General features: G+C 64.9%; 12 protein-coding genes. 5 read left to right on the plus strand and 7 right to left on the minus strand.

Features of this window, described 5'->3' with window-relative positions:
- The first annotated feature begins 77 nt into the window (after nucleotides 1-77).
- Nucleotides 78-725 (plus strand): pyridoxamine 5'-phosphate oxidase, encoded by a 648-nt coding sequence (gene pdxH / locus MYCSP_RS03850; protein WP_083018847.1) that lies wholly within the window; start codon nucleotides 78-80, stop codon nucleotides 723-725.
- 5 nt (nucleotides 726-730) lie between these two features.
- Nucleotides 731-1,384: a GAP family protein gene (locus tag MYCSP_RS03855; RefSeq protein WP_083018849.1), complete on the plus strand. Its 654-nt coding sequence runs from the start codon at nucleotides 731-733 to the stop codon at nucleotides 1,382-1,384.
- 24 nt (nucleotides 1,385-1,408) lie between these two features.
- Here MYCSP_RS03855 and MYCSP_RS03860 read toward each other — a convergent pair whose 3' ends face one another.
- Genes MYCSP_RS03860 through MYCSP_RS03875 form a run of 4 tightly spaced genes read right to left on the minus strand, consistent with a single transcriptional unit; the run spans nucleotide 1,409 to nucleotide 8,859 of the window.
- On the minus strand, nucleotides 1,409-3,160 hold the full coding sequence (locus MYCSP_RS03860; RefSeq protein WP_088413206.1) for an AMP-binding protein: 1,752 nt from the start codon (nucleotides 3,158-3,160) through the stop codon (nucleotides 1,409-1,411).
- Nucleotides 3,161-3,175: 15 nt separating this feature from the next.
- A complete protein-coding gene (pe, locus tag MYCSP_RS03865; protein ID WP_083018853.1) occupies nucleotides 3,176-4,342 on the minus strand; it encodes an acyltransferase PE in 1,167 nt (388 codons plus the stop codon).
- Nucleotides 4,343-4,395: 53 nt separating this feature from the next.
- A complete protein-coding gene (locus MYCSP_RS03870; protein WP_083018855.1) occupies nucleotides 4,396-7,404 on the minus strand; it encodes an MMPL/RND family transporter in 3,009 nt (1,002 codons plus the stop codon).
- Nucleotides 7,405-7,437: 33 nt separating this feature from the next.
- On the minus strand, nucleotides 7,438-8,859 hold the full coding sequence (locus MYCSP_RS03875; protein ID WP_083018885.1) for a condensation domain-containing protein: 1,422 nt from the start codon (nucleotides 8,857-8,859) through the stop codon (nucleotides 7,438-7,440).
- A gap of 299 nt (nucleotides 8,860-9,158) precedes the next feature.
- Here MYCSP_RS03875 and MYCSP_RS03880 point away from each other — a divergent pair, with 299 nt between their 5' ends.
- Nucleotides 9,159-20,192: a type I polyketide synthase gene (locus MYCSP_RS03880; RefSeq protein WP_088413208.1), complete on the plus strand. Its 11,034-nt coding sequence runs from the start codon at nucleotides 9,159-9,161 to the stop codon at nucleotides 20,190-20,192.
- Nucleotides 20,193-20,301: 109 nt separating this feature from the next.
- Nucleotides 20,302-21,564: an MFS transporter gene (locus tag MYCSP_RS03885; RefSeq protein ID WP_088413209.1), complete on the plus strand. Its 1,263-nt coding sequence runs from the start codon at nucleotides 20,302-20,304 to the stop codon at nucleotides 21,562-21,564.
- A gap of 90 nt (nucleotides 21,565-21,654) precedes the next feature.
- On the opposite strand, the gene MYCSP_RS23015 is transcribed toward MYCSP_RS03885, so the two are convergent.
- From MYCSP_RS23015 to MYCSP_RS03900, 3 genes are all read right to left on the minus strand, one after another.
- The gene (locus MYCSP_RS23015; RefSeq protein ID WP_157886146.1) at nucleotides 21,655-21,873 is read right to left on the minus strand and encodes a hypothetical protein; all 219 of its coding nucleotides are present in this window, start codon (nucleotides 21,871-21,873) and stop codon (nucleotides 21,655-21,657) included.
- A 253-nt stretch (nucleotides 21,874-22,126) separates the two neighbouring features.
- On the minus strand, nucleotides 22,127-23,308 hold the full coding sequence (locus tag MYCSP_RS03895) for a thiolase family protein (RefSeq protein ID WP_088413211.1): 1,182 nt from the start codon (nucleotides 23,306-23,308) through the stop codon (nucleotides 22,127-22,129).
- Between the two features lie 282 nt (nucleotides 23,309-23,590).
- On the minus strand, nucleotides 23,591-24,769 hold the full coding sequence (locus MYCSP_RS03900) for an oxygenase MpaB family protein (protein ID WP_235629512.1): 1,179 nt from the start codon (nucleotides 24,767-24,769) through the stop codon (nucleotides 23,591-23,593).
- Nucleotides 24,770-24,958: 189 nt separating this feature from the next.
- Here MYCSP_RS03900 and MYCSP_RS03905 point away from each other — a divergent pair, with 189 nt between their 5' ends.
- Nucleotides 24,959-25,597: a TetR/AcrR family transcriptional regulator gene (locus MYCSP_RS03905; RefSeq protein WP_157886147.1), complete on the plus strand. Its 639-nt coding sequence runs from the start codon at nucleotides 24,959-24,961 to the stop codon at nucleotides 25,595-25,597.
- Nucleotides 25,598-25,805 lie beyond the last annotated feature (208 nt).

Below are 25,805 nucleotides of genomic sequence, written 5' to 3' on the forward strand. Positions count from 1 at the left end.
GGTAAAGGCGATTCTTGCACCCGCAAATAAGGGTCCTTCTTAGTCACCTCGCCATTCCTTAGACGCGCGCCTGTAGCGTGATTTTCGTGACCGAATGGCTGCGCTCTGATTACCGGCCCGGCGAAAAGGACGGCAGCGGCGATCTCGACGTCGACTGGCTCGCCGAAGGCTGGCTTCCCTTGTTGCACAAATGGTTTGATCTCGCGGTGGCATCGGGCATCCCCGAGCCGAACGCAATGGTGCTGGCCACCGTGGACAACGGCCGACCGGTGACGCGCACGGTGCTGTGCAAGGGGATCGACCCCGCCGGTGTGACCTTCTTCTCAAACTACGACTCCGCCAAGGGGCATCAGCTGGAGCAGACGCCCTACGCGAGCGTCACATTTCCCTGGTACGCGCTGGGCCGGCAGGTTCATGTACGCGGTCGGGTGGCCAAGGTCGACCCGGCACAGACCGCCGACTATTGGTCCAAGCGGCCGCGCGGATCGCAGCTGGGGGCGTGGGCGTCGCAGCAGTCCGCGCCCATCGCGTCGCGGGACGCGCTATTGACCCAGCTCGAGGACGTCACCCGGCGGTTCGCCGATCTGGATCAGGTGCCGGTGCCTCCGCAATGGGGTGGTTATGTGATCGCGCCCGAGGCCGTCGAGTTCTGGCAGGGGCGGGAGAACCGCGTGCACAACCGGATCGTCGTCACGGACGGTCGGATTGAACGGCTTCAGCCCTGACATCCATGTGGATCACCCTGCTGGTGATGGCCCTGGCCGTCAGCTTCGAACCGTTCCGTCTGGGCATGACGGTGCTTATGCTGAATCGGCCGCGTCCGCATCTGCAGCTGTTGGCATTCCTGTGCGGCGGGTTCGCGATGGGGATGGCGGTGGGCCTGGTCGTGCTGTTCGCCTTCCGGCACGTGTCGATCGGGTCGGCGCATTTCACGTTGCCGCGCGTGCAGATCGGCATCGGGGTGGCGGCGCTGCTGGTTGCGGCGTTGTTGGCCTCGCGGCTGCGGGGTCCGGCTTCAAATGCGCAGCTGGACAAGGTCTCTGCGCGCATTCAGGCGATCGCGACGGGTGGATCGCTGTGGGTGGCGGGCCTGGCGGGCCTGGGGATCGCACTGCCATCCGTTGACTTCTTGGCCGCGCTGGCCGTGATCGTGGCCTCCGGCTCGCCGCCGGCGACACAGGTGACCGCCCTGCTGCTGTTCAACGTCATTGCCTTTGCGCTGGTGGAGATTCCGTTTCTTGCGCATGCGGTGGCGCCGGAGCGCACGGCTGAGACCATGGCGAGGCTCAACAGCTGGATTCAATCCAACCGCCGCCGCAACATCGCCCTGGTGCTGGCAGCGGTCGGAGGTGTGCTGATCGCGGTCGGGCTCGCCGGCATCTGACGGCATTTCGACAGCGATGCCGGGTCAGGCGACTCCGAGGCGAGTGTCCGCGTCCAAACGGGTGAACCGATTCTGCAGGTACTGGTCGACACACGAGCGACGCCGGATCTTGCCGCTGGTGGTCGTGGGCAACGATCCGGGCGGTACCAACACCACGTCCCCGGCATTCACGCCGTGGGCATTGGAGATCGCCGAGGTGATCTCGCTCTTGATGGCCTCGATGTCCGAATCGCTGCGCTTCTTGAATTCGATGACCGTGACCAGCTTTTCGGTGCTGTCGAACGGGACGGATATCGCCGCGACTCGGCCGCGGGCGATCTCCTGAACCGTCGCCTCGATGTCCTCGGGGTAGTAGTTACGCCCGCGGATGATCAACAGGTCCTTGATGCGGCCGACGATGAACAGCTCGCCGTCGGAGACGAAGCCGAGATCACCGGTGCGCAGCCAGGGGCCTTCGGGAGTGCCGGGCGACGGCTCCGTCACCTTGGCGCCGAAGCAGCGCTGTTCCTCGGGCGACTTGCGCCAATAGCCGGAGGCGACGTTGTCGCCGTGCACCCAGATCTCGCCGACCACGTCTGCCGGGCACTCCCGGTGGGTGTCGTTGTCGATGATCCGCAGCATGGGGGATTGCGGCACCTTGTACTTGACCAGTGCGGTTCCTGCCCCGGCGGCGCAGCGCCGAACGCGGCCCGCGGACAGCTCCTCGACATCGAAGTGGGCGGCGGGCGCCGTTTCACTCCAGGTGCCGGAGGCCACGAAGACGGTCGCCTCGGCCAGCCCGTAGGAGGGGCGCATCATGCTGTCGCGGAAATTGAAGTGCGCGAACCGATCGACGAAGCGTCGCAGGGTGGACTGTTCGACCCGCTCGGCGCCGCTGATGATGCCGAGCACCGCGCCCAGATCGAGCCCGGCAAGGTCGGCGTCGGTGGTCTTCCGGGCCGCCAGATCGAAGGCGAAATTGGGCGCCGACGACCAGGCGTGCGGATTGGTGGCCAGTGCACGGACCCAGCGAGACGGGCTTTCCAGGAACGCCAGCGGGCTGGTCAGGTCGGCGCGATAGCCGCCCAGGATGGGAGCGCAGACGCCGAGCACCAACCCCATATCGTGGTAAAACGGCAGCCAGGACACGATCGTGGCGTCGGCGGGGATTCGGGAGCCGGTGTCCACGAAGAAGCTGCGCATCAACTGCTCGAAGTTCACCTGCAGATTGCGATGCGACAGCATCACGCCGGTGGGCGTGCGGGTGGAACCCGAGCTGTACTGCAGATACGCGATGTTCGGCACGTCGCCCGGGGCAACGCTGGGCCCGCCGTCGACGTCGAGGCGCAAGGAGTCGATTTCGACTAACTTGGGAGCGATGTCGAGGCGTGACTGATCGACGTAGTCGCCGACATCCTCGGCGACGGCCGATGTCGTGAGCACCACCGAGGGCGACGTGTCATCGAAGACGGCACTCACCCGGTCAAGGCTGGAGCCACGGTGCGGCAGCGGGAGCGGTACCGCGATCAGCCCGGCCTGCATGGAACCCAGGAACGCCAGGATGTACTCAAGGCTTTGCGGTGCCAGGATCAGCGCCCTGTCACCGACCGAGGCGTGCTGGCTGAGCTCGCGGGCCACGTTGAACGTGCGGCGCGACAGCTGCGACCAGGTAAGGCTCTCGGCGACACCGGCCGGGTTGTGGGTGTAGTCGGTGAAGGTGAATGCGATGTCATCCGGGCGCAGGCTGGCACGTCCGTGCAGCATCGACAGGATGGATGACTGGGTTGAAGGTGTCATGGTGTCACGTCCGTACTAATTGGGAGGGGTCGGGCGCGTGCCGTTGCCCAGCACGGCGAGAGCGCCGCTGGTGATCTGTGAAAGCGGATCTGATCCGCCGCCGAATGTCGCCTGCGAGGCAGGCGCCGTCACTTCCGCGGGGTCGAAACCCCGTCGCGGGTCGACTGCGATCGGCGCCGTTGCCGGATCATCGTTGCGCGAGTAGCCCGCGTCCACGCGCGGTTGCAGAATCGCATCGAGCCTGTTGAGCGTCTCTTCGGGCACTCCGAGGTACTTGAAACCCATCACCAGGGGCAGGTGCTGTTCCGGGATGAAGTACGTCGTCGTCGTGCCGCCCCGGGAATTGGTCTCGGTCACGATGTTGCGCGCCGGAACCATCTTGGGGTTGGTGAATGCCACCGCGGTGTGGCCGGTGGCCAGGCCCGCGATGGCGTTGGCGAGCGCGAACAGATTGTCCGGCCGGTCCGGCCAGTCCGCGATGCTGTCGTAGGCGGAGATGAATTGGTCGGTGTGGTACTGACTGTCGACCCGGGGCGGGATCGGGTAGTCCATGAAGGGCACCACGGATCCGGGCGCGAAGTTCTGAGTCAGGAAGCTCTCGCTGAAGGGACTCTTCGCGATCGGATCGCCGAACGTCGCGAAGGTCAGTGAATCCGGTGCCGGTGCGGTCGGATCTGTCGCCAGCGCGTTCTTGACCGCGTTGAGCACCAGTGCCCCTTCGGATAGGCCCATCGCGGTTCCGGGGCCCCCGCTGCGAATGGCGTTTTCGAGGTTGGGCTCTCCGATGTCGATCGATTCGCCGATGCTGGGGCCGTCCAGACCCAGACCGGGCAGGATCTTCTCTCCGATCGGACCGATGCCGGGGAAGAAACGCTCCAGGGTGTGGCCCTGGACCTGGCCGGCCGGGTACCAGACGTTTTCCCGCTTCATGTTGGGGAACCAGTCCTTGCCGGTCATCCGGATGTATTCGTCGTACGGGATGCCGAGCACGTGCGCGCCGCCGAGGGCGTACGCGGTGCGATCCGGCCCCGTGGGTGCGGCGAGGACCTGCCCGTCGGCCGTGACCCGGGGGATCGGTGGGCCGGGAACCTGCGGGTCATCGGCGAGCGCGGACGGGATGCCGAAACATCCTGTTACGCAAGCGACTACCAGCACCGCGGCGCCTGCGAGAAGGTCCTTCATCCGTGCTCCTGACTCAACTTCATTTTCAGTCTCACATACATAACGAGTGCTTGCTAACCTGCCGACGCGGTGGCAGGGGGCTTCTCCGCGGACGCCCGCGCCGCGCTGACCTGCGATGGCCACCAGTTCGCCTTACCCACCAATGCCGCGATGGCGGGCACTGTGATGGTCCGGACCACGAAGGTGTCCAACAGGATTCCCACGCCGATCACGAAGCCGCCTTGGACCACGATTCCAATGCTAGAGAAGAGCAGGCCGCCCACCGACGCAGCGAAGATCAGCCCGGCCGCGGTGATGACGCCACCCGTGGAGTTCAGGGCGCGGATGATGCCGTAGCGCACGCTGTTGCTCGACTCGTCGCGCATGCGCGACACGAAGAGCATGTTGTAGTCGGCACCCACCGCCACCAGCACGACAAAAGCCAAGGGCGGCACGGTCCAATGCAGTTGCTGGCCGAGTAGGAACTGGAAGGTCAGCACGCCGATACCGATGGCCGCGAAGTAGGAGAGCACCACCGAACCGACCAGGTACAGCGGCGCGACGATCGCGCGTAGCAACACCATCAATGTCAGCAGCACGACGATGAGCGTCGCCGCGATGATGAACCGGATGTCGTGTTGGTAGTAGTCGCGTGTGTCACGCAGCGCGGTGGGGAACCCGCCCATCGATATCGTGGCGTCGGCCAGTGTGGTGTTGGGCTGGGCGCCCTTGGCAACGTCGTTGATCACGTTGACCTGGTCCATCGCCTCGGGGCTGAACGGGTTGAGTTTGGTCTGGATCAAATACCGCACGGAGTGGCCGTCGGGTGAGATGAATGCGTGAGCGGCCCGTTGGAAGTCCGGATTGTTCAGGACCTCGGCAGGGATGTTGAAACCCGCCTGTGAGGGGTCCGCGGCGTTGTTCTTCATCGTCAGCAGGAAGTTCGATGCCTGGTTGAGGCCGTTGACGATCACCTTGATCTGCCCGACGAGTTGATCCACTCCGCCGGCCACCTGCTGACTGCCTCCGGCCAGGCGGTCGGCACCCTGCCGCAGTTGGTTGAGCCCGGCCTGCGGGCCGCCGGGCTTGTCCAGACCCATGGCATGAAGTCCGTTGACGACACTCAGTAGCGAGGCGTTTAGCTTGGTCACCGTCGCGGAGAGGGTCGCCTTGTTGCCCGGCGAGTTGCCGAGTTGGCGGGCGAGGCGCTCGATCTCGTCGAGGCGGCCGCTGTTGCGTTCGCCGACGAGCCGCTCGAACTGCCCGCGCGTATTGCTGCACGAGGTGTCGGCATCGCAGACCGGGTTGCCTTGCAGCGCCGTCAGGACAGGGTTGATCCAGCCGAACATGTCCTTGGCGGCGGAGAAGTTCCACCCCATGTCGTTGGCCAGCGCGTTGATTTCGTCGACGAGTTTGGCGGCGTTGTCCACGTTCCGCACCAGCTCGTCACCGCCGGATTTGGTTTTCAGCGAGTTCGACGCCTCCAGCAGGCTCTGCAGTCCGGGGGTGATCTTGCCCAGCTGATTGCGCAGATCGGTGAGGCTGCCGGCCAGCGTGTTGGCGCCGGAGGTGAGTCGATTGAGATCGCTGCTGCGCTGGTTGATCTGGTTGGAGCCGTCTGCCAGCCGGGTGCCGACGAGCCCGGCCTGGTAGGTGGCTCTGAACTCGGGCGGCACCTCGCCCAAGGGACGGGTAACGCCGCTGACCAGGGCCACATCCGGCAGTTGGGCGATGCGCGAGGCCATCTGCTCCAGGTCGGCGAGGGCCTGCGGGGTGCGCAGGTCACGCGGCGACTGGATGAGGATGTATTCCGGGATGGATTGGCTGAGCGGGAAGTGACGCTCCAGCGCGGTGTACCCCACCGAGCTCGGCGCCGACGGCGATACGGCCTTGCGGTCGTCGTAGTTGTAGCGCGCGAGCAGGGCGCAGCTGCCCAGCAGTCCCAGCACGAGCACACTGGCCACCAGGTGTGGAATCGGGCGGCGGACGATGCGGATACCGGACCGCCGCCAGAACTGGGCAGTCAATTCACGGCGCGGCTTGACCCAGCCGCGCGGCCCGGCGAGCACCAGGATGGCCGGCAGCAGCGTCATGCCGGACAGGTAGGCGACACCGATCCCGATCGCCGACGACACGCCGACCGTTTGGAAGACGCCCATCTTGGCGAAGCTCAGGAGCAGAAAGGTGACGCCCACCGTCATGGCAGATGCGGTGATCACCTTGCCGATCGACATCATCGCGGCCCTGACGGCCTGGTTATAGGTTTTACCCGCCCGCAGGTAGTCGTGATAGCGGCTGATGAGGAAGACCGCGTAGTCCGTTCCGGCGCCTGCCAAGATCGCGCTCAGGAAGACGATGGACTGGTTCGAGACGCCCGCGCCGGTCAGTTGCGAGTAGGCCGCCACCACGGACTGCGCGATCACCAGCGACGAGCCGATGGTCACCAGCGGAAGCATCATCGTCAGTGCACTGCGATAGACCATGAGCAACACCGCGAGCACCAGGATGGCGATCGCGAGCTCGATCGGTAGACGATCTTGTTGACCCGCGACGGTGAGGTCGGCGACGGTGGCGGCCGGACCGGTGATGTGCACGGTGGTCGGACTGCCCTCGATGCTGCGCTGGATGAGGTCGGTCACCCGTTTGTAGGACTCGAAGGACTTGGGTGTGCCCAACTCGCCCGCGAGGCCAACCGGCAGGACCCAGGTCTTGTTGTCCTGACTCGTCAGGAACTTTCGCAATTCGGGTGTGCCGATGAAGTCTTGCACCGACACCACGTTCGTCAGGTCGTGGCGCAGCGCGTCCACGACCTTGCGGTAGGTCGCCGCGTCGTCGGCTCCGAGTCCGTTCTCGTTGATGAACACGACGATGAGAAGGTCGTCGTTGCTCGACTCGTGGAACGCCTCGGTCATCTTCTTGGCGGCCACACTCGAGGGTGCGTCCGCCGGCAAGATGGCGAGTGGATGCTTCTCCGCCATCTCGTTCAACGAGGGGAAGGTCAGCGGCAGGGCGATGGCCAGCGCGACCCAGGCGCCTATCACCGCCCATGGCCACCGCACCACGAGATCGGCTAGCCGCCGCATATATTCCTCACCCTCATTCTGATGTCGCCCAAGCTACGCGACGCGTCCCCAGTGCCCGCTGTCCGCGACTCGCACGCACACTGACTTCATCGCCTCCATGTAGCGCAGAGCCGACTTCTCGGCGATCGGGTTGTCGGGATGCATGATCGCCATCGCCGTGCCCTCGCCGTACCGGAATATGTAGATGGTCAGCTGGTAGGAGAACCGGCCGTCCGGATAGATGCCGATGTTGTCGGCAAGGCCCAACTCGCCCGCCGCGAGGATCGCGTTGAGCGGTGCGGCGCCACCGTGGAAGAAGTTCGACACCGGAAAATTCGGTTCCGGCCACTTCAGCCACGGCGCCAGTTCCAGCACCCGGTAGTACGGCACCCGAGCCATGTCCAGACTCGAATCGAACGCGCTCTGCGCCGCGTAGGCGGCATCGTTGAAGGAGGTTGCCGCGATCGGAACGGTGATCGGAATAAGCCCGGTAAACCAGCCTTGCGTCATGAAGTTGTCGCTAGCTGTGCGGGAATCTCTCGGCGTGAGCCCGTAATACGTGACGGCCCCGGTGAATTCGTGTTCGACCAGACCGAGGCAGGCGAACAGACCGCCGACGAACCGTGAGCCGGCGGCCCCGCAGGCGGACTCGAATCGATCGGTCTGCTCCGGGTTCATCAGCGACAGCGAAGTCATGGTGCTGCTGGTCGATTCCGACGGATTGCCGAGCGGGAGTGGGAACTCGGGGAAGGTGCCGTTGTTGTTCTCGGCAAAGTCGATCCAGGCCTGGACGCCCGGGGAGTCCAAGGTCAACGTCGACGTGAATTCGCGCTCGCGAGTACAGAAGTCGTCGAAACTGCCGGCGTCGGGAAGCGTGAGGGCCTGGCCGCCTCCGCTCAATGCGGAGTACATCCCGTTGGCTTCCATCATCGTGGTGCCGATCAGCGTCGCATCGCCATGCACATGATCCATGGCAGCAAAGAACGTGAAGTGGTTCTCGCTCTGGATGATTCCGAAGGTGAAGCACCCCCATTCCAGTGGACTCGGTATGTCGATGACGTGGTTACGTATCTCATCGACAGTCATATGCCCTTGCGTTACAGGGGCGAATTCGATGTCGTCCGGATCGGTGATCGAATGCCTGACGAAATCGCCGTCTTCGGTGCGCTCGAACCAGCTGCGGAACGTGTCGTGGCGGCGCAGGTACGCGTTGAGTGCGTGGTCCATGGCGGCGATGTCACAATTCCCAGGAACGTCACAGCTGGCAATGATCTGCCGTGAAAAGTTCAGTCCCGCAGTGTCGCGCTCGTAGTAATTCCGGAGATGCTGGCTCTGCATGTAGCTGACTGGCACCGAACTCACAGGTGCCTGCCGGGCCTTCTCGGCGGCCGTGGGGGTGGGGTGCCACGAGGTGACGGAGCCCGGACTCAACGTCCATTCACCAAGTGCGCCAACCGTTATCGTGCCTATGCGCAAAACGCCGTCCCTCTCGCTTGGCCGGCCCCGCTCCGGCATTACTCATCGCTGGCCCAACATACCCTCGGCTCGACCGTGTAGTCGCCAGTCGAGCCGATCCGGAAACCCCATGCGCCACATGGCATACCGGTAATAACTAGAACTTACTGTCCTAGGAACTATGAAGTTTGGGAACGACAGTGCGCACGATACTTGTTCGGCTAGAGTCGCGTTCGCACCCCCAGATGTCCCGAGTCACATTCTCGCCCGACGACGTCGAGGGCCACTCTCCCCACCCGCCGACGCAAGGAGGCCACCTCATGGAATCCGCCGACCATCCGATCGAACCAGCCCCACGTTTTGCAATCATCGGATATGCAGCGCGTTTTCCTGGTGCCGCAGACGCGGACGAGTTCTGGGACGTGTTGCGCGAGGGCCGCGATGCGATATCTGAGGTGCCCGCCGATCGATGGGACGCCGACGAATTCTTCGACTCCGAACCCGGGGCTCCCGGCAAGGTCGTGACCCGGCGCGCCGGATTCGTCGATGACGTCACGGGGTTTGACGCACCGTTCTTCGGTATGTCGACGCGCGAGGTCAGGCTGATGGACCCACAGCACCGACTTTTGCTGGAGACGGCATGGCGTGCGGTCGAGCATTCCGGTATCGCGCCAACGGATTTGGCTGAGACTAATAGTGGTGTATTCGTCGGCCTGGCCACACACGATTACCTGGGGATGGCCTCCGATGAGCTGACCTACCCCGAGATCGAGGCCTACATGGCCATCGGTACGTCCAACGCCGCGGCAGCCGGTCGCATCAGCTACCGACTGGGGTTGCAAGGACCGGCGGTTGCCGTCGACACAGCGTGCAGTTCGTCGCTGGTAGCAATTCATCAAGCGTGCCAAGCACTTCAGCTCGGAGAGTGCGACCTCGCACTGGCCGGCGGCGCGAATGTCCTGCTGACCCCCGCGACGATGATCACGTTCTCGCACGCGCACATGCTCGCGCCCGACGGCAAGTGCAAGACCTTCGACGCGGCCGCCGACGGGTACGTGCGTGGCGAGGGCTCCGGTGTCATCGTCATCAAGCGCCTTGAGGATGCGATCCGCGATGGCGACCGGATCCGGGCGGTCATCCGGGGGAGTGCGATTAACCAGGACGGCGCATCGGGCGGGTTGACGGTACCCAATGGCGTTGCTCAGCAGCGGGTTATCGCCGATGCGCTCAAGCGTGCCGGAGTGGCACCCAGTGAGGTCGGGTATCTGGAAGCGCACGGCACCGGGACATCGCTGGGCGACCCGATCGAGGCTCAGGCCGCCGGCGCCGCCTACGGCATCGGTCGCGAAGCCAACGATCCACTGTTGATCGGATCGGCGAAGACGAATATCGGGCACCTGGAGGCGGCCGCGGGTATCGCGGGTGTCATCAAGGTCATCTTGTCGCTTGAGAACGAGCTGTTGCCGCAGCACCGCAACTTTCAGAACCCTTCGCCGCACATTCCCTGGGACCGGCTTCCGGTGGAGGTCGTCAAGGAGGCCCGGCCGTGGGGGCGCAACGGGCGGCCCCGTATCGCGGGCGTCAGCTCGTTCGGATTCGCCGGAACCAACGCGCATGTGATCCTCGAAGAAGCTCCGGCCGCGCCGCAGGACGTGGTCGACGCGCCCGCACCTGCCGGGGGCCGGAAGTTCAGCATTCTGCCGCTCTCCGCGCGGACACCCGCTGCGTTGGTGCAGATCGCCGATCAGTACCGCGGCTGGTTGAGCGCGCATCCGGAGGCCACCCTGGCCGACCTGTGCCTGACAGCCGGAGTGGGACGAGCGCATCTGGAGCACCGTGCCGCGTTGGTCGTCAACTCGCGGGAAGCCGCCGTCGAGTTGTTGGGAGCCGTCGCCGACGACCGCCCCGCTCCCGGACTCGGGCGTGGAGAGTCGCACGACACGCCCAAGACGGCCTGGCTGTTCACCGGTCAGGGCAGTCAGTACCCCGGCATGGCACGAGAGTTGTTCGAGACCGAGCCGGTGTTTGCAGAGACCCTGAATCGTTGCGCCGCGGCGGTCGCCGATGTTCTCGAAAAGCCATTGCTGGATGCTATTTTCGATGTGGATGGCCCCGAGGCCGAGGAGACGCTGCGGCAGACCTCCTACGCCCAGCCCGCCCTGTTCGCGGTGGAAATGGGTCTGGCCCGGCTGTGGCAGTCGTGGGGTTTCGAGCCGGATGTGGTGCTCGGACACAGCGTCGGCCAGTATTCGGCAGCGTGCGTCGCGGAGGTGTTCAGCCTCGAAGATGGCGCGCGATTGATCGCCGAGCGGGGCAGGCTGTTCGGCAGTCTGCCCGCGGGCGGCCGGATGGCGGCGGTGTTCACCGATGCCGAGCGTGTGGAGAGTCTGACCGACGAGTTCCCCAGTCTTTCGGTCGCCGCCTACAACGGCGCCAACACCGTATTGTCCGGGCCCGCACAAGATCTGGAGAAGGCGGTGGCGGGGCTGGTCGCTGAGGGCGTCCGCTGCGACTTCCTTGAGACCAGTCATGCGTTCCATTCGGCACTGCTGGACCCGATCCTCGACGAATTCGAGGCATATGCGGGTCAGTTCAATTACAGGACTCCGCAACGGATTCTGATCGACAACCGCACCGGCGCCGCGCTCGGCAGAAGCACGAAACTCGACGGTGCCTACTGGCGTCGTCATGCGCGCCAGCCGGTGGAGTTCGCCAAGAGCGTGCAAACCCTTGCCGACATGAACTGCAAGGTATTGCTGGAGATAGGCCCACAACCGGTACTCACCGCCGCGGCCCTGCGGGCATGGCCCGACCCGGCGACCGCACCGAGGGCGATCGCCTCATTGCGCCGAAACACTGCCGACCATCGGCAGATCACGGAGGCCGCTGCCGACGCTTACGTCCTGGGCCACGTGCCGAACTTCGCCGCGTTCCAGCATGGGCCCGCGCGGAAGTTGGACCTGCCTACCTATCCGTTCGAACATCGCCAGTACTGGTATCGGGACAACCGGGATAACCCGAACCCGCAGCAGAACGTCGGTGGCACCCGCACCCAAGCCATCCGGCTGCTCGAGGACGGAAAGATCGAGGAACTCGCGAACCTCCTGGGTAATGCAGGCAGCGACCAGCAGACCCTGTCGGTGCTGACAAGGCTTGCGGCGCAACACAACCAGCAACGCACCACTCAGTCCATCGCCGATGATCGCTATCAGTACCGCTGGGACAAGTCCCCGACACCGCTGTCCACCGCGGACGCCGGTGCCGCCACATGGCTTCTTGTCGGCGATGCCGCCGGAGGCGCGCAGCCGCTGATCGACGCACTGACGGCCCGCGGACAACAGCATCGGATCCTTGGCTTGCCGGCCTCCGACGCCGACGAGGCGCAGCTTGTGGATACGTTGCGTGCTGCGGCAGAAGGTGATTCGGCGCTGCGCATCGTGCATGTCGCTGCCCTCGGCGGCGGCGCCCCCTCCACGCGGTCGGTGCTGCGGATGCAACACCAGGTACTGGGCGGAACCCGCAGGCTCTTCCGCGCCGCGGCCGGCGCTGGGCTGCGTGCTCCCATCTGGGTGGTAACACATGGCGCACAGCGGATCACCGATACCGACACGGTGGCACCGGAGCAGAGTGCGTTGTGGGGATTCGGCCGCGCCGCGGCGCTGGAGCTGCCGCAGGTGTGGGGTGGACTGGCCGACCTCGCCGACGGCAGCGCCGAGGAATGGGCGCAGTTCATCAGCCGCACCTCGGCGTCGAGCGATGCCGCTGTCAGGGAAGACCAGATCGCGCTGCGCGGTCAAGCGGTCTACGTTCCCCGCCTGGTTCGTCGTGATGAGCTGCCGAGCGGCAAGCCGCTCGAAGTGCGCGATGACGCAACGTATTTGGTGACCGGCGGGCTCGGCTCGATCGGTCTGGAGATTGCCGGCTACCTGGTGGCGAATGGGGCCAAGCACCTGGTGCTGACGAGCAGGCGCGAGCCCGGCGAGGCAGCGCAGCAGCGCATCGACGCACTCGCTGCGCAATACGGCTGCCAAGTCCGGGTCGTCACCGCCGACGTCTCCGACGCGCACGACGTCGCTCGCCTGTTGGCGGGTGTACAGGCCGAGTTGCCGCCGTTGGCCGGCATCGTGCACGCCGCGGGCGAGATCGGCACCACCCCGCTGAGCGACCTCGACTCCGAATCTCAGCAAGCCGAAGTGGACCGTGTCTTCGCCGGCAAGGTCTGGGGTGCTTGGCATCTGAGTGAAGCCGCGGCCGACCTGAAGCTCGAATTCTTTATCAACACCTCCTCCATCGCCTCGGTGTGGGGCGGCTTCGGACAGACTGCCTACAGCGCGGCGAACGCCTTCCTCGACGGGCTGGCCTGGCGGCTGCGCGAGCAGGGTATCGCCGGAACCAGCGTCAACTTCGGCCCCTGGTCGGCGGGCATGGCAGACGCCGAATCCCGTGCGCGACTGGAGCAGCGCGGGATCAAGACGCTGTCACCTGCCGACGCGCTGGCCGGCCTGGCCGACGTGGTCGCGGCTTCCTCGCCGCAGGGTGTCGTCGCCCGCATCGACTGGGCTCGCTTCCTGCCGCTCTATCAGCAGGCGGGGCGGCGGGCATTCCTGGCGGAGTTGGAGCGCGAGGTGCCCTCGCGCCTCGCTGCCTCGGCCGGCGCGCCGCAGTCGGGCGCCACGGAGTTGGTGAGTCGGCTGGCGGCCGCTCCGGTGCAGCAGCGCAAGAAGCTGCTGACCGACTACCTGCGTGACGCGGTGGCAGAGGTGACGCGCGTGGACGTGGCGGAGATCCGCGAGGACGCGGGATTCTTCGACCTCGGCATGGACTCGCTGATGGCCGTCGAATTGCGGCGCCGCATGGAAACGGGGGTGGGCAAGGAAATTCCCGTCACACTGGTGATGGACCATCCACGCATCTCGGATGTCGCCGATTACCTGCTCGGTGAGGTGCTCGGCCTGAATGAGCAAGCCAAGTCGGCGCCACAATTGGCATCGGCCGTCACGGACCGGACCGACGAACCGATCGCGATCGTCGCGGTGTCCTGCCGGTTCCCGGGTGCCCCCGACCCGGAAGCCTTCTGGGAGGTGTTGTCCGGCGGTGTCGACGCGATTCGCGAGGTACCCGAGGACCGCTTCGACATCGACGAGTTCTACGACCCCGATCCGGAGACCGCGGGCAAGACATACACGCGCTTCGGCGGATTCCTGGACGGTATCGATGGATTCGACCCCGAATTCTTCGGCATCTCCCCGCGTGAGGCCGTGTGGATCGAGCCACAGCAGCGCCTGATGCTCGAAACGGTATGGGAAGGCCTGGAGCGGGCCGGATACTCACCGGCGGCATTGCGCGGCAGCAGAACCGGCATCTTCGCGGGCGTGGGTGCCAACGAGTACGCGCACCTGCTGTCGTCGGAGTCGATCGACAAGATCGAGCCCTACTTCATCACCGGCAACGCGCTCAACGCGATCTCCGGGCGTGTGGCGTTCGCGCTGGGGTTCGAGGGACCGGCGGTAGCGGTCGACACCGCGTGCAGTTCGGCATTGGTGGCCGTGCATCAGGCGGTTCAGGCCCTGCACTCGGGTGACTGTGACTTGGCGTTGGCCGGTGGTGTGAACGTGCTGCTGAGCCCGGTGACGGTCATCGCGGCCTCACGCGCCAGGATGCTGTCGCCGGTCGGACGGTGCAAGACCTTCGACGCGTCCGCCGACGGCTATGTACGCAGCGAAGGCTGCGGGATCCTGGTGCTCAAGCGGCTGAGTGACGCCGAGCGCGATGGGGACCGGGTTCTGGCCGTGATTCCCGGCAGCGCGGTGAACCAGGACGGGGCCTCCAGCGGGCTCACCGTGCCCAACGGTGGTGCGCAGCAGCGACTCATCGGTACGGTGCTGGCGCGCGCCGGTCTGGTGGGCGGCGACGTGGACTACCTCGAGGCGCACGGAACGGGTACCCCGCTGGGTGATCCGATCGAGGTGCAGGCGGCCGCGGCAGCCTACGGCGGTTCGCGCGAGGCGGACCGGCCGCTGCTGATGGGCTCGGTGAAGTCCAACATCGGTCACACCGAATCAGCCTCCGGTGCAGCGGGTCTGATCAAGGTTGTGCTCTCGCTGCAACACGGGGTGCTGCCGCAGAGCCTGCATTTCGACGACCCGTCGCCACACATCCCCTGGGACTCGCTGCCCGTGCGGGTGGTGGACAAGGCAATTCCGTGGCAGGCCAACGGCCGTCCGCGTCGCGCCGGCGTGAGCTCCTTCGGCTTCACCGGTACCAACGCTCACGTGCTGATCGAGGAGGCACCACAGCCGCAGTCCGCGCCGGAGGCGGACGAGTCCGCGCCTCAGGCCGGCGAGGTGAGCGTGCTCCCGCTGTCCGCACGATCACCGGAGGCGCTCGTCGCGGTGGCACAGCGTTACGAGTCCTGGCTGACGGCCAATCCGGACGTCGACCTCGAAGATGTGTGCCTCACCGCAGGGCGGGGCAGGTCGCACTTCGAGCATCGGGCCGCGCTGGTCGTGGATTCGGTGCAGGCGGCCCGTGAGGGGCTGGCCGAGTTGGTCCAGAACCGTCTGCGTCCCGGTGTGGTGCGGGGCGAGCACACCAACCACCCGACGACAGCATGGCTGTTCACCGGGCAGGGCAGCCAGTATCCGGGCATGGCACGTGAATTGTTCGACGCGGAGCCGGTGTTCGCCGAAACCGTGACGCGTTGCGCGGAAGCGGTGAAGGACATCCTGGATCAGCCGCTGCTGGACGTCATGTTCGCCACCGATAGGGAGAGCGGCGGCAAGGCCGGAGAGACGTTGCGGCACACGTCGTTTGCGCAGCCGGCGCTCTTCGCCGTCGAGATGGGTCTGGCGCGGCTGTGGCAGTCCTGGGGCATCGAGCCCGATGTGGTGTTGGGGCACAGTGTCGGCCAGTACGCGGCCGCATGCGTGGCCGGGGTGTTCAGTCTCGAGGATGGCGCGCGCCTGATGGCCGAGCGTGGTCGCTTGTTCGGCAGCCTGCCCGCGGGCGGACGCATGGTCGCCGTGTTCAGCGACCCCAAGCACGTCGAGCAGGTCGCCGGGGAGTTTCCGCGGGTGTCGGTCGGTGCCTACAACGGACCGAACACCGTGCTCTCGGGGCCGGGCGAGGACTTGGAACAGGCAGTCGCCCGATTCCAGGAAGAAGGGATCCGCTGCACCTGGTTGGAGACCAGCCACGCATTCCACTCGGAGTTGTTGGACCCGGTTCTGGACGAATTCGAGTCGTACGCAGCGCAAGTGCAGTTCGCCACCCCGACCCTGCCGCTGGTCTGCAACCGTACGGGTGCCGTGCTGACGGCTCAGACACCGATCGATGCCCAATACTGGCGCCGGCATTCCCGCCAGCCTGTCCAGTTCGCCGAAAGCGTGCGGACCGCGGCCGCCCTGGGATGCTCGGTGTTGATGGAGATCGGCCCGCAGCCGGTGCTGACCGGCGCCGCGGTGCAGGTCTGGCCGGAGCATTTGGCCGCGCCTCGGGCAATTGTCTCGCTGCGCAAGGGGGTTGGTGACCGGCGGCAGATTGCTGAGGCCCTGGCCGCGGCGTACGTTGGTGGGCATCGGCCCAATTTCGCTGCGCTGCAACGCCACTCCGGCCACACGGTGGAGCTGCCCACCTATCCGTTCCAGCGCCGTCGCTTCTGGCCGAAGTCGTCCGGTACCGCCATCGAAGGCGGGGGCGGCTTGCCTTCGGGCATCCTGGGCAGGGGCGAGGATCTGGCCTCCGGCGATTCGGTGTACATCAGCCGGTTGTCGGTCAGGTCGCAGCCGTGGCTGTCCGATCACGTCATCTACGGCACCGTCGTCGTCCCCGGCGCGACGTATGCCGCGATGGCTCTGGCGGCCGTCGGAACTCCGGCGCGGGCCAAGGATGTGTTCTTCTACGAGCCGATCATCCTGCCGGAGAAGAGTTCTCGTGAGGTGCAGCTGACGCTGCATCCACTGGAAGATGGCGGCGGGTCGAAATTCCAGGTGCACAGCCGTCCGTATGGTGAACGCGACGTCGACTGGTCGCTGAACGCCGAAGGCACCGTTGTCACCGGTATCGGCCAAGATGCCGACGAGCCGGTATCCGAGCCTTCCGAGCCGGTCGACGCGGCCATCGAGCGGATGGAACGCATGCGTCCGAACGAGCTGTTCGAGACCTTCGCCGACCTGGAATTGTCCTGGGGCCCAACCTGGTCGGGCTCCCTGAAGTCGTTGTGGCTGGGTCAGGGCGAGGCGATCGGCGATGTCCTTGTCGGTGAAGAACTTGCCGAACAACTGGGCGCCGAGCCGATGCACCCGGTCTTGATGGACCTGTGCACCGGTGTCGCCTTCCCGGCGTTCCCGGCACTGCTCGCGGCCGAGCAGGGTGTCAACGATCTGTTCCTGCCCCTGCGGTATGGCCAGGTGACGTTGAAGGAGAAGATGCCTCGGCGCTTCTACTGCCGTGCGCGCTGGCACGAGAGCCCGCTGGACAGCGAGACGCAGGTTTTCGATCTCGACTACCTGGATCGGGATGGCCGTCACCTGGGTGGGATTCGCGAGTTCACCGTCAAGCGTGCGCCGCGTGAGGCGCTGCTGCGCGGGCTGGGTGGCGATGCCACCAGGCTGCTGTACACCCTTGGCTGGCACGAGGTTCCGGTTCCGCCTTCTGAGGCGGGCACAGCTGAAGCCGAAAATGCAAGCGGTACCTGGCTGATCGCCGGGTTCGACGAGCTCGCCGGCAAGGTTCCCGGCTGCATCCCGCTGCACCGCGAGACCGACCCCGAGCTCCTGGGGCAGGTGCTCGTGGAGGCCAAGGAGCGTGGCGTCCCGTTCTCCGGTGTGGTGTGGCGCGCGGCCGGGCCGGGCGCGCAGGAGTCGACAGCCGACGCCGCCGTGCGCCTGGAGGCTGAGATAGCCAACCTGCTCAGCGCCGTGCACACGGTGCAGAACAGCGGGCAGAACGGCGTGAAACTGCCCAACGGATTGTGGATCGTCACCGAGCGGGCCGTGGCCACCGAGTCCGGCGAGCCCGTCGATCCGGTGCAGGCATCCCTGTGGGGATTCGGGCGTACCACCATCAACGAGGAGCCGGCGCTGCGCGCCAAGCTTGTCGATTGCGATGGATCGCCGGAGGCCGTCCAGGCGCTGGCCAATCTGTTGGGCACCCCCGGCCAAGAACCGGCGGAGCCGGAAATCGCAGTGCGGCAGGGCAAGCTGCTGGCTTCCCGGTTGTTGCCGTGGTCGCGCACCGGGCATCTGACGGTGCCGCGCGGCAGCGATTACGTGCTGGCGCCCACCGAACGTGGCGCCATCGACAACCTGCGGATCACCGAGAAGGAGGTGCCGGCGCCGGACGAGGGCTACGTACAGGTGCGGGTGGAGGCCGCTGGTCTCAACTTCCGCGACGTGCTCAACGTGCTGGGCCTGTACCCGGGTGATCCCGGCCCGATCGGCGGCGACTTCGCCGGTGTCGTCACGCAATTGAGTGAGGGTGTCACCGGGGTCGAGGTGGGCCAGCGGGTCTACGGCTCCATGCAGGGTGCCTTCGGCAGCCGGTTCAACGTGCCGGCCCAGTTCCTGGCACCCATCCCCGACGGGATCAGTGCGGTCGAGGCCGCGACCATTCCCGCTGCCGCGCTCACGGTTCGGCTCTCGTTCGACTGGGCGCAGCTCAAGCCGGGTGATCGGGTGCTCATCCACGCCGCCAGTGGTGGCGTCGGACTGGCGGCCATTCAGATGGCCCAGCAGTTCGGGGCCGAGGTGTTCGCCACGGCTAGTACCTTCAAGCGGGCGACGCTGCGCAAGCTGGGTGTGAAGTACGTATATGACTCGCGCACAACCGATTTTGCCGATCAGATCCTGGCGGATACCGACGGCAAGGGTGTGGATGTCGTCCTCAACAGCCTGACCAGCGAGGGTTTCATCGAGGCGACGCTGCGTGCCACCGCGCAGAACGGCCGTTTCGCCGAGATCGCCAAGCGCGATATCTGGACCACGGAACAGATGGCGGCGGCCCGGCCCGATATCGCGTACGAGATCGTGGCCCTGGACACGGTGATGTTCACCGAACCCGATCGCATTCGCGTCCTGCTCACCGAGGTGTCGGACGGGTTGGCCAAGGGGGAGTGGACGCCACTGCCCGCGGAAATCTATCCGCTGACGGAGGCCCGGACCGCGTTCCGCCGCATGCAGCAGGCCCGCCACATCGGCAAGATCGTGTGCCAGATGCCGAATCCGCTTGCGCCGCACCAGGATCGGACCTACCTGATCACCGGTGGTCTGGGTGCGATCGGCCTGCACACCGCGTCCTACCTGGCTCAGCTCGGTGCCGGTGACATCGTGTTGACCAGCCGGCGTGCACCCGACACCGACGCACAGCGACTGATCGAGGAGATCACCGAGCGCTCCAAGACTCGCATCCACGTGTTCACCGCCGATGTCGGCGAGGAGTCCGAGGTCGCCAAGCTCCTGGAGCGGATCCGCGCGGAGCTGCCGCCCTTGGCGGGTGTCGCGCATCTGGCGGGCGTGCTTGACGATGCGCTGCTCGGGCAGCAGAGCGTGGAGAGGTTCCGGACGACGTTGGCGCCCAAGGCCTTCGGTGCGCAGTACCTGGACGGGTTGACCAGGGAGGACGATCTGGACTTCTTCATCGTGTCCTCGTCGGTGTCCAGCCTGTTCGGTTCGCCCGGACAGTCCAACTACGCGACGGCCAATGCCTTGCTCGACGGTCTGATCGCGCAGCGCAGGGCGCAGGGTCTGCCGGCCACGGGTATCAACTTCGGCCCGTGGGGTCAGGGCGGCATGGCTTCTTCGGAGGCCGCGACCGCGAACATCGGTGCGCAGGGTCTGATTCCGCTGGATCCCTCGGCGGCGCTCGCGGCCCTTGCCGAGGTCGTTGCCAACGGAACCGGTCAGGCCACCGTGCTCAAGGCGAACTGGCAGCGCGCGGCCAAGGTGCTGGGTAGTTCGCGTCCGCCGATCCTGGATCTGGTGTTGCCCAGTGCCATGGGCGAGGTGACCGGTGACAGTGAGCTGCTCAAGCAGCTGATGGAGATCCCGGTGCCGCAGCGCGCCGGCTTTGTGACCGAGTTCCTTCAGCGCGAGGTGCAGAACTTCCTGCGTCTGGCGCAGCCGCCGGCCGCGACGAGCCGGTTCCTGGATCTGGGCACGGACTCGTTGATGGCGATCGAACTGCGCAACCGACTGCACAGCCAGTTCGGCGGCAAGTTCACCATCAACGCGACCGCGGTGTTCGACTATCCGACCATCGGCGGGCTCGCCGAGTATCTGGTGGGCCAGCTGCCGGACGCGGATGCGGAGTCGGCGGCGCCCACGCGATCCGATGCGGTAGCAGAGTCGAAGGAGTGAACCGGCGGCGTCCCGGGTAGGTTAGCTAGCCGGGACGCCGTGGCGTCCGTTAGCCGGTAACGAGTGGAGCGGGTGCGGTCTGAGACGTTTTTTCGCCGACATCACACCGTTGCGCAATGCCGATTTCCGGCGTCTCTGGCTGGCCGGAGTGGTCACGGTCATCGGAGCCGGGCTGACACTGTTCGCCGTCCCCGTCCAGATCTACGCGCTGACCCAGAGCTCGGCGTACGTCGGACTGACGGGTGTGTTCGGGCTCGTGCCGTTGGTGGTCTTCGGCCTGTGGGGTGGCGCGCTGGCCGACCGGATGGATCGGCGGACCCTGCTGATCATCACCGCGATCGGGTTGGGTGTTTCGTCGGTGCTGTTGTGGTTGCAGGCGGCGCTGTCCGTCGACAACGTGTGGGTGGTGCTGTGCCTGCTGTCGGTGCAGCAGGCCTTCTTCGCGGTCAACTCACCCACCCGCGCCGCCGCGATTCCCCGCATGCTTTCGCTGGATCAGCTGCCCGCCGCCAACGCGCTGAACATGACGGTGCAGCAGTTCGGGTTCATCGCCGGACCACTGCTGGCCGGTGTTCTGCTCAAGTGGGTGGACCTGTCCACGCTGTACCTGATCGACGCGATCGCCTGCCTGGCTCCGATCTGGGCGACCATCCAGTTGCACAGGATGCCGCCCGCCGGTGGTGCACGAGATCTGCGCACCAGTGGATTTCGCGAAGTGCTCGACGGCTTGCGCTATCTGGCGGGGCACAAGATCGTGTTGATGTCCTTCGTGGTGGATCTCATCGCGATGATCTTCGGGATGCCGCGCATTCTGTTCCCGCAGATCGCCCACGAGGGGTTCGGTGATCCCGCCGACGGCGGCACCGTGATCGCGTTGTTGTCGGCGGCCATATCGGTGGGTGCCGTGATCGGCGGGGTGTTCTCCGGCTGGTTCCACCGGATCGATCGTCAGGGACTCGCGGTGGTCGTCAGCATCGTGGTGTGGGGCCTGGCGATGGTGGGCTTCGGGCTGACCGCGCACGCCCCACTGCTCTGGCTGACGTTGTTCTTCCTGGTGATCGGCGGCATCGCGGACATGGTGTCGGCGGCTTTCCGGACCACGATCCTGCAGTCGGTTGCGACCGACGATGTCCGGGGTCGTCTGCAGGGTGTCTTCACGGTGGTGGTCGCCGGGGGGCCGCGAGTGGCGGACTTCGCGCACGGCGCGGCCGCCGCCGTGGTGGGTACGACTGCGGCCGCAGCAGGCGGCGGCGCACTCGTGGTGGTCGGTGTGATCGTTGCCGCGCTGCTGGCTCCGGTGTTCATACGGTTCCGAACGTCCGAGGAAACCTCCGGGGCAGACGCGCCCGAGGCCGACCCGGATCGGGTGTAGCCCCAGTAGATTCGCTTCATGGATGCTCTGACGGCCGAAGACTTTCGGCGGTTTCCGCGTGACAAGCAGCTTGCTTTCGGTCGCGGGCTGTCACTGCGCGGCGCTCAACGTCTTTTCGGCATGTCCGTAGATCCAACGGGCCACCGCACCAAGGACATTGAGCAGGATGCGTTCGTCGGGATCATCAGCGTTCGTGCCGTAGACGTTCGTTGTCGCCGACGTTCCGCTGACGTCCCTGTCGGTGAGTTCGGAGCGAATCTCCCAGACGGTAGGTGGGGTGTCGTCTCGCCTCGGCGCAACTATTCGCACCGAAAGAATATGGTAATCAACAGATTCAAGCACTTCACATAACAGGGTTCCGGTATAGGTCGTCCCCGCCGTAGGGATTAGCTTGCTTCGGAATTCTGCCCCTATGGTGGGGCTAAAGTCGACGAACCCGACCGGCCACAGCTCCGCGTCCATGATGGCCGCCCACACGCTTTCCCTTGGGTGGTCGTATTCCCAAACTAGGCGAGGCACGCTGGGTTCCCTTCGAATATTGGCCGCACGATCACCCCGAAGGTCAGGAGTCGAGCCGTTCGATAATGGTGGTATTGGCGGTGCCGTTGGCCTCGCAGATGGTCTGCAGGCCCAAAGTCTTTCCCGTGCGTTCCAGTTCGCATAACAGGTCCGTCAGCATGCGCGCACCGGTAGAACCGAGCGGGTGGCCGATGGCTACTGAGCCCCCATTAACGTTGAGTTTGTCGTCGTCAATACCGAATTCACGCTGAAACATGATCGGTACCCCTGCGAAGGCCTCGTTTACCTCGAATAAGTCGATGTCGGCAATGGACAGGCCGCTGGCCTTGAGTGCTTTGCGTGTAGCTTCCAGGATCGCGGTGAATTGGATCACCGGATCGGCCCCCGCTACTGACATCGCACGAAACCGGGCGCGTGGTCGCAGACGGTGCTGAACCGCGAACGCACGGTCCGCGATGAGTAGCGCGGCAGCGCCGTCGCTGAGCTGGGAAGAGTTGCCAGCGGTCGTAGCGCCGTCGGCGTCAAACGCTGGTCGCAGACTTGCCATCTTGGCCGCGTCTATATGTTCGCGGATACCCTCGTCCGCGGTGATTATCGGTGCGGTGGCGTCGTCGGCGTCCGCGGTGACAAGCACCATTTGTGACGCAAACCGACCATTTACTGTGGCGGCGAACGCGCGCGCATGGCTGCGTGCGCTGAAGGAATCCAACTCCTGGCGGGTGATTCCGAATGTCCGGTTCATCAGTTCAGATGACGTACCCTGTGCGACTAATCTCCCTTCATAACGGGCCAATTCGCGGCGGCTGTACTGTGGACCCAGGGGTGCGCCGGGAACCATTGCCGCTGGCATCGGCACCTGAGACATGGACTCAACTCCGCAGGCGATAGCCAGGTTGTAGCCGCCAGCGACGACACCTTGTGCGGCGAAACTGACAGCCTGCTGACCGGATCCGCATTGTCGGTCGATCGTCACCGCCGGGACGGATTCAGGTAATCCGGCCGCCAATACGGCGTGCCTGCCTACGTTGCCGGCTTGTTGGTCCTGTTGCAGGACACAGCCCACGATCACGTCATCGATTAGTGCCGGGTCAAACCTGTTGCGTTGCAATAGACTATCTATGGTGTGTGCTAGCAGATCAACGGGGTGCCAGTTATTCAGTGCGCCTCCGCGTCTGCCGACCGGAGTGCGGACGGCATCAACGATCACGGCCTCTCGAGCCTGCATATGTTTTCAGTCTCCTCAGGAATTTATTGGTAGCCATAGAGTTTGATCAGCCGTCAGGCGGAACCCATTGGCGTAGTTCGATGTTGACAACTTCGACGGTCTAGGTGGTCGGCGCTGCAGCGAAATGCAGTTTCAGTGAACATGAGGCCGCTGAGTCGTGCACAAGTCTCCGGTCAATTGCCTTGCGAAATTTTGCGACGCAAGGCACTTCATGAGCCTCACCTCGTCAAGAATGACTCTTGCTGCGTTATATCGGTTGTTCTGGCATCGCGGCACCCGGCACTAGGCCGCCTCCACGATGTAGTTGGCAGAGTGGCCGATGCTGGTCTTGTTGGTCTCGCCCGCAAGAAAGTGCATGAACGCGTGTTGCCGACGAAGCCCTGCGCGTGCCTGGCGTTTGCGGCCCCCCGGGAGGACAGACATCGCGCCGGTCCGCACCAGGTTGGCGGGTATTCGCAGCGCCGGATACCACGGCAATATGTAGCCAGGTAGACCCAGCTTGCGTGTCTGCGTGCGCCCGATGAATAGTGTTGTTATGGACATATGCTGCGCCCAAGCGATTCTGCGGCGTATCGAAGCAAATCTACGATAGGGCCATTGCAGTGGGTCCTTGGCCATCGGCACTGCCATTGCTTTACTGGTTTCGTCGGCGCGGTACAACGACATTAGATAGTGATTGAGGCGGCGCATACCATCACGGAAACTGATCGGCAGATACTGCTCCTCGATACCCATTAACCAGCCGGCGTATCTGGTTAGTTGAGTCACGTTCTCCAGCTCGCGTGGAGTGATGACAATGCCGAATGCTAGGGATAGCACTGCCGGAACATAGATCGCGCCCAAAATGGTGGCAGCCATGTCGGTCTGATTAACGGGCATGCCCCATTCCTCCGCCCGCCATTCCGGGGCAGCCGCGACGTGTCTACGGACTAGCGCATGAATGAGCCGCACGTGCAGTGTTGAGCGATACCCCGGATTACCGGGGCGCATGCCATCGTCGGCGATGCAGTCCAGCGCCCATTGCATGGTCTCGGCGAAACGCTGAGCGTTGCCGCTGGCGCCATTCTGGCCCGTCTTGGTCATCAGCAATGTGCGGTTGATTCCTGAGGCAGCAAAGCCGCCTAAGAACGGGACATCGCGAGCAAGATGGATCGTATCGACACCTCCGCGCTGGAAAACCCTTTGTCCGGAACGTATTTGGTCCCAGTTGACCCAGGCTGGCGGTTTCTCCACTAGCACGAAGAATTTGCGTAATGGTTCTGGCGCGTCAGGAACACTGTCAATACCTAGCGAGAGGGCCTGATCGAACAGGGGCCGGGTGGATGCCATCCCGCTCGCATACATCCAATCCACGAGTTCATCCATTGGCCTGTCGCCGGTGTTTAGTGCCGAGCCAATCTGTAGCCATTGCTCATCGGTCGGTGGGCCTAGTAGCAACAGCTTGCTAAACAGCGTGATCATTGGCACAGCTCGTGGTTCGTCAGGATGTCGACGGGGAATGTCAGTTCCGAGCGCGGAAGTCATGAGTCGTCCTTCGATTGGTGTCCAGCAGGTTCCAGTAGGTCTCAACGGCAGGCCATCAGACACAACTTCTGGTGGGAGTCTCCACCAGAAGTTGTGTCTGTGCAAGTCCTCGGCGACAATCCACGTATGGCAACACGGTCTTACGCGGGCATGTCCGCGGCGCAGCGACGAGCAGAGCGCCGCGATCGGCTCCTTGAGGCAACGCTTGATGTGGTGGGGTCAGAGGGGTACGACGGCTTGTCTGTCGCGCGGTTGTGTCGGGTGGCCGGTCTCAACGATCGGTACTTCTACGAGCACTTCGCCGATCGGCAAGCGGCATTCGCCGCACTTGTGAAACGGCTGGCGGCGGAGACGCTCGCCGCGATGATCGAAGCTGTTGCCGCTGCTGGAGATGATCCTCGGCAGGTCGTTCGCTCCGGGCTCGGGGCCTGTATCAACCTGTTGACCGAGGACCCGCGGAAGGCTCGCGTCGTGTTCGTTGAATCGCCGGCGCACAACTCGACTGCGCACCGCAGTCAGATCAGGGAGATGTTCATAACCCTGATGCGGGCACAGGCAAAGGTACAGCTAGGTGGAGTGATACCGGACGAGCTTGAGTTCAGGCTAAAGTTCGCCGGCATCCATTTGTTTGGCGCCTTGATGGAATGCACAACGAGCTGGCTTGCGGGCGATATGCCCATAAGCAGAAACGAGCTCATCGATCACTGCACGGGCCTACTAATCGCTGTAGCTAACTACACGCTAGGCCCTGGCTACAACGCTTGATCGAGTTTGACGGAGATCTACGGGCCACTCGGTGGTGTGTACGCGGCGGGACAGCAAATCATCGACGCTGACTCGAAAGCCCATCCTCATCTGTGGGTCTGGTGAAACTCGCAACTTTCAGTGCTCCTTCGCCGCGTCGCGTACGCCGGTTATCCGGTGGTGAGCAATTCAGTGAAGGCCGGGAGCGGCCTTGCCCTGGCGCGTATTC

Source organism: Mycobacteroides saopaulense, assembly GCF_001456355.1.
Classification (GTDB): domain Bacteria; phylum Actinomycetota; class Actinomycetes; order Mycobacteriales; family Mycobacteriaceae; genus Mycobacterium; species Mycobacterium saopaulense.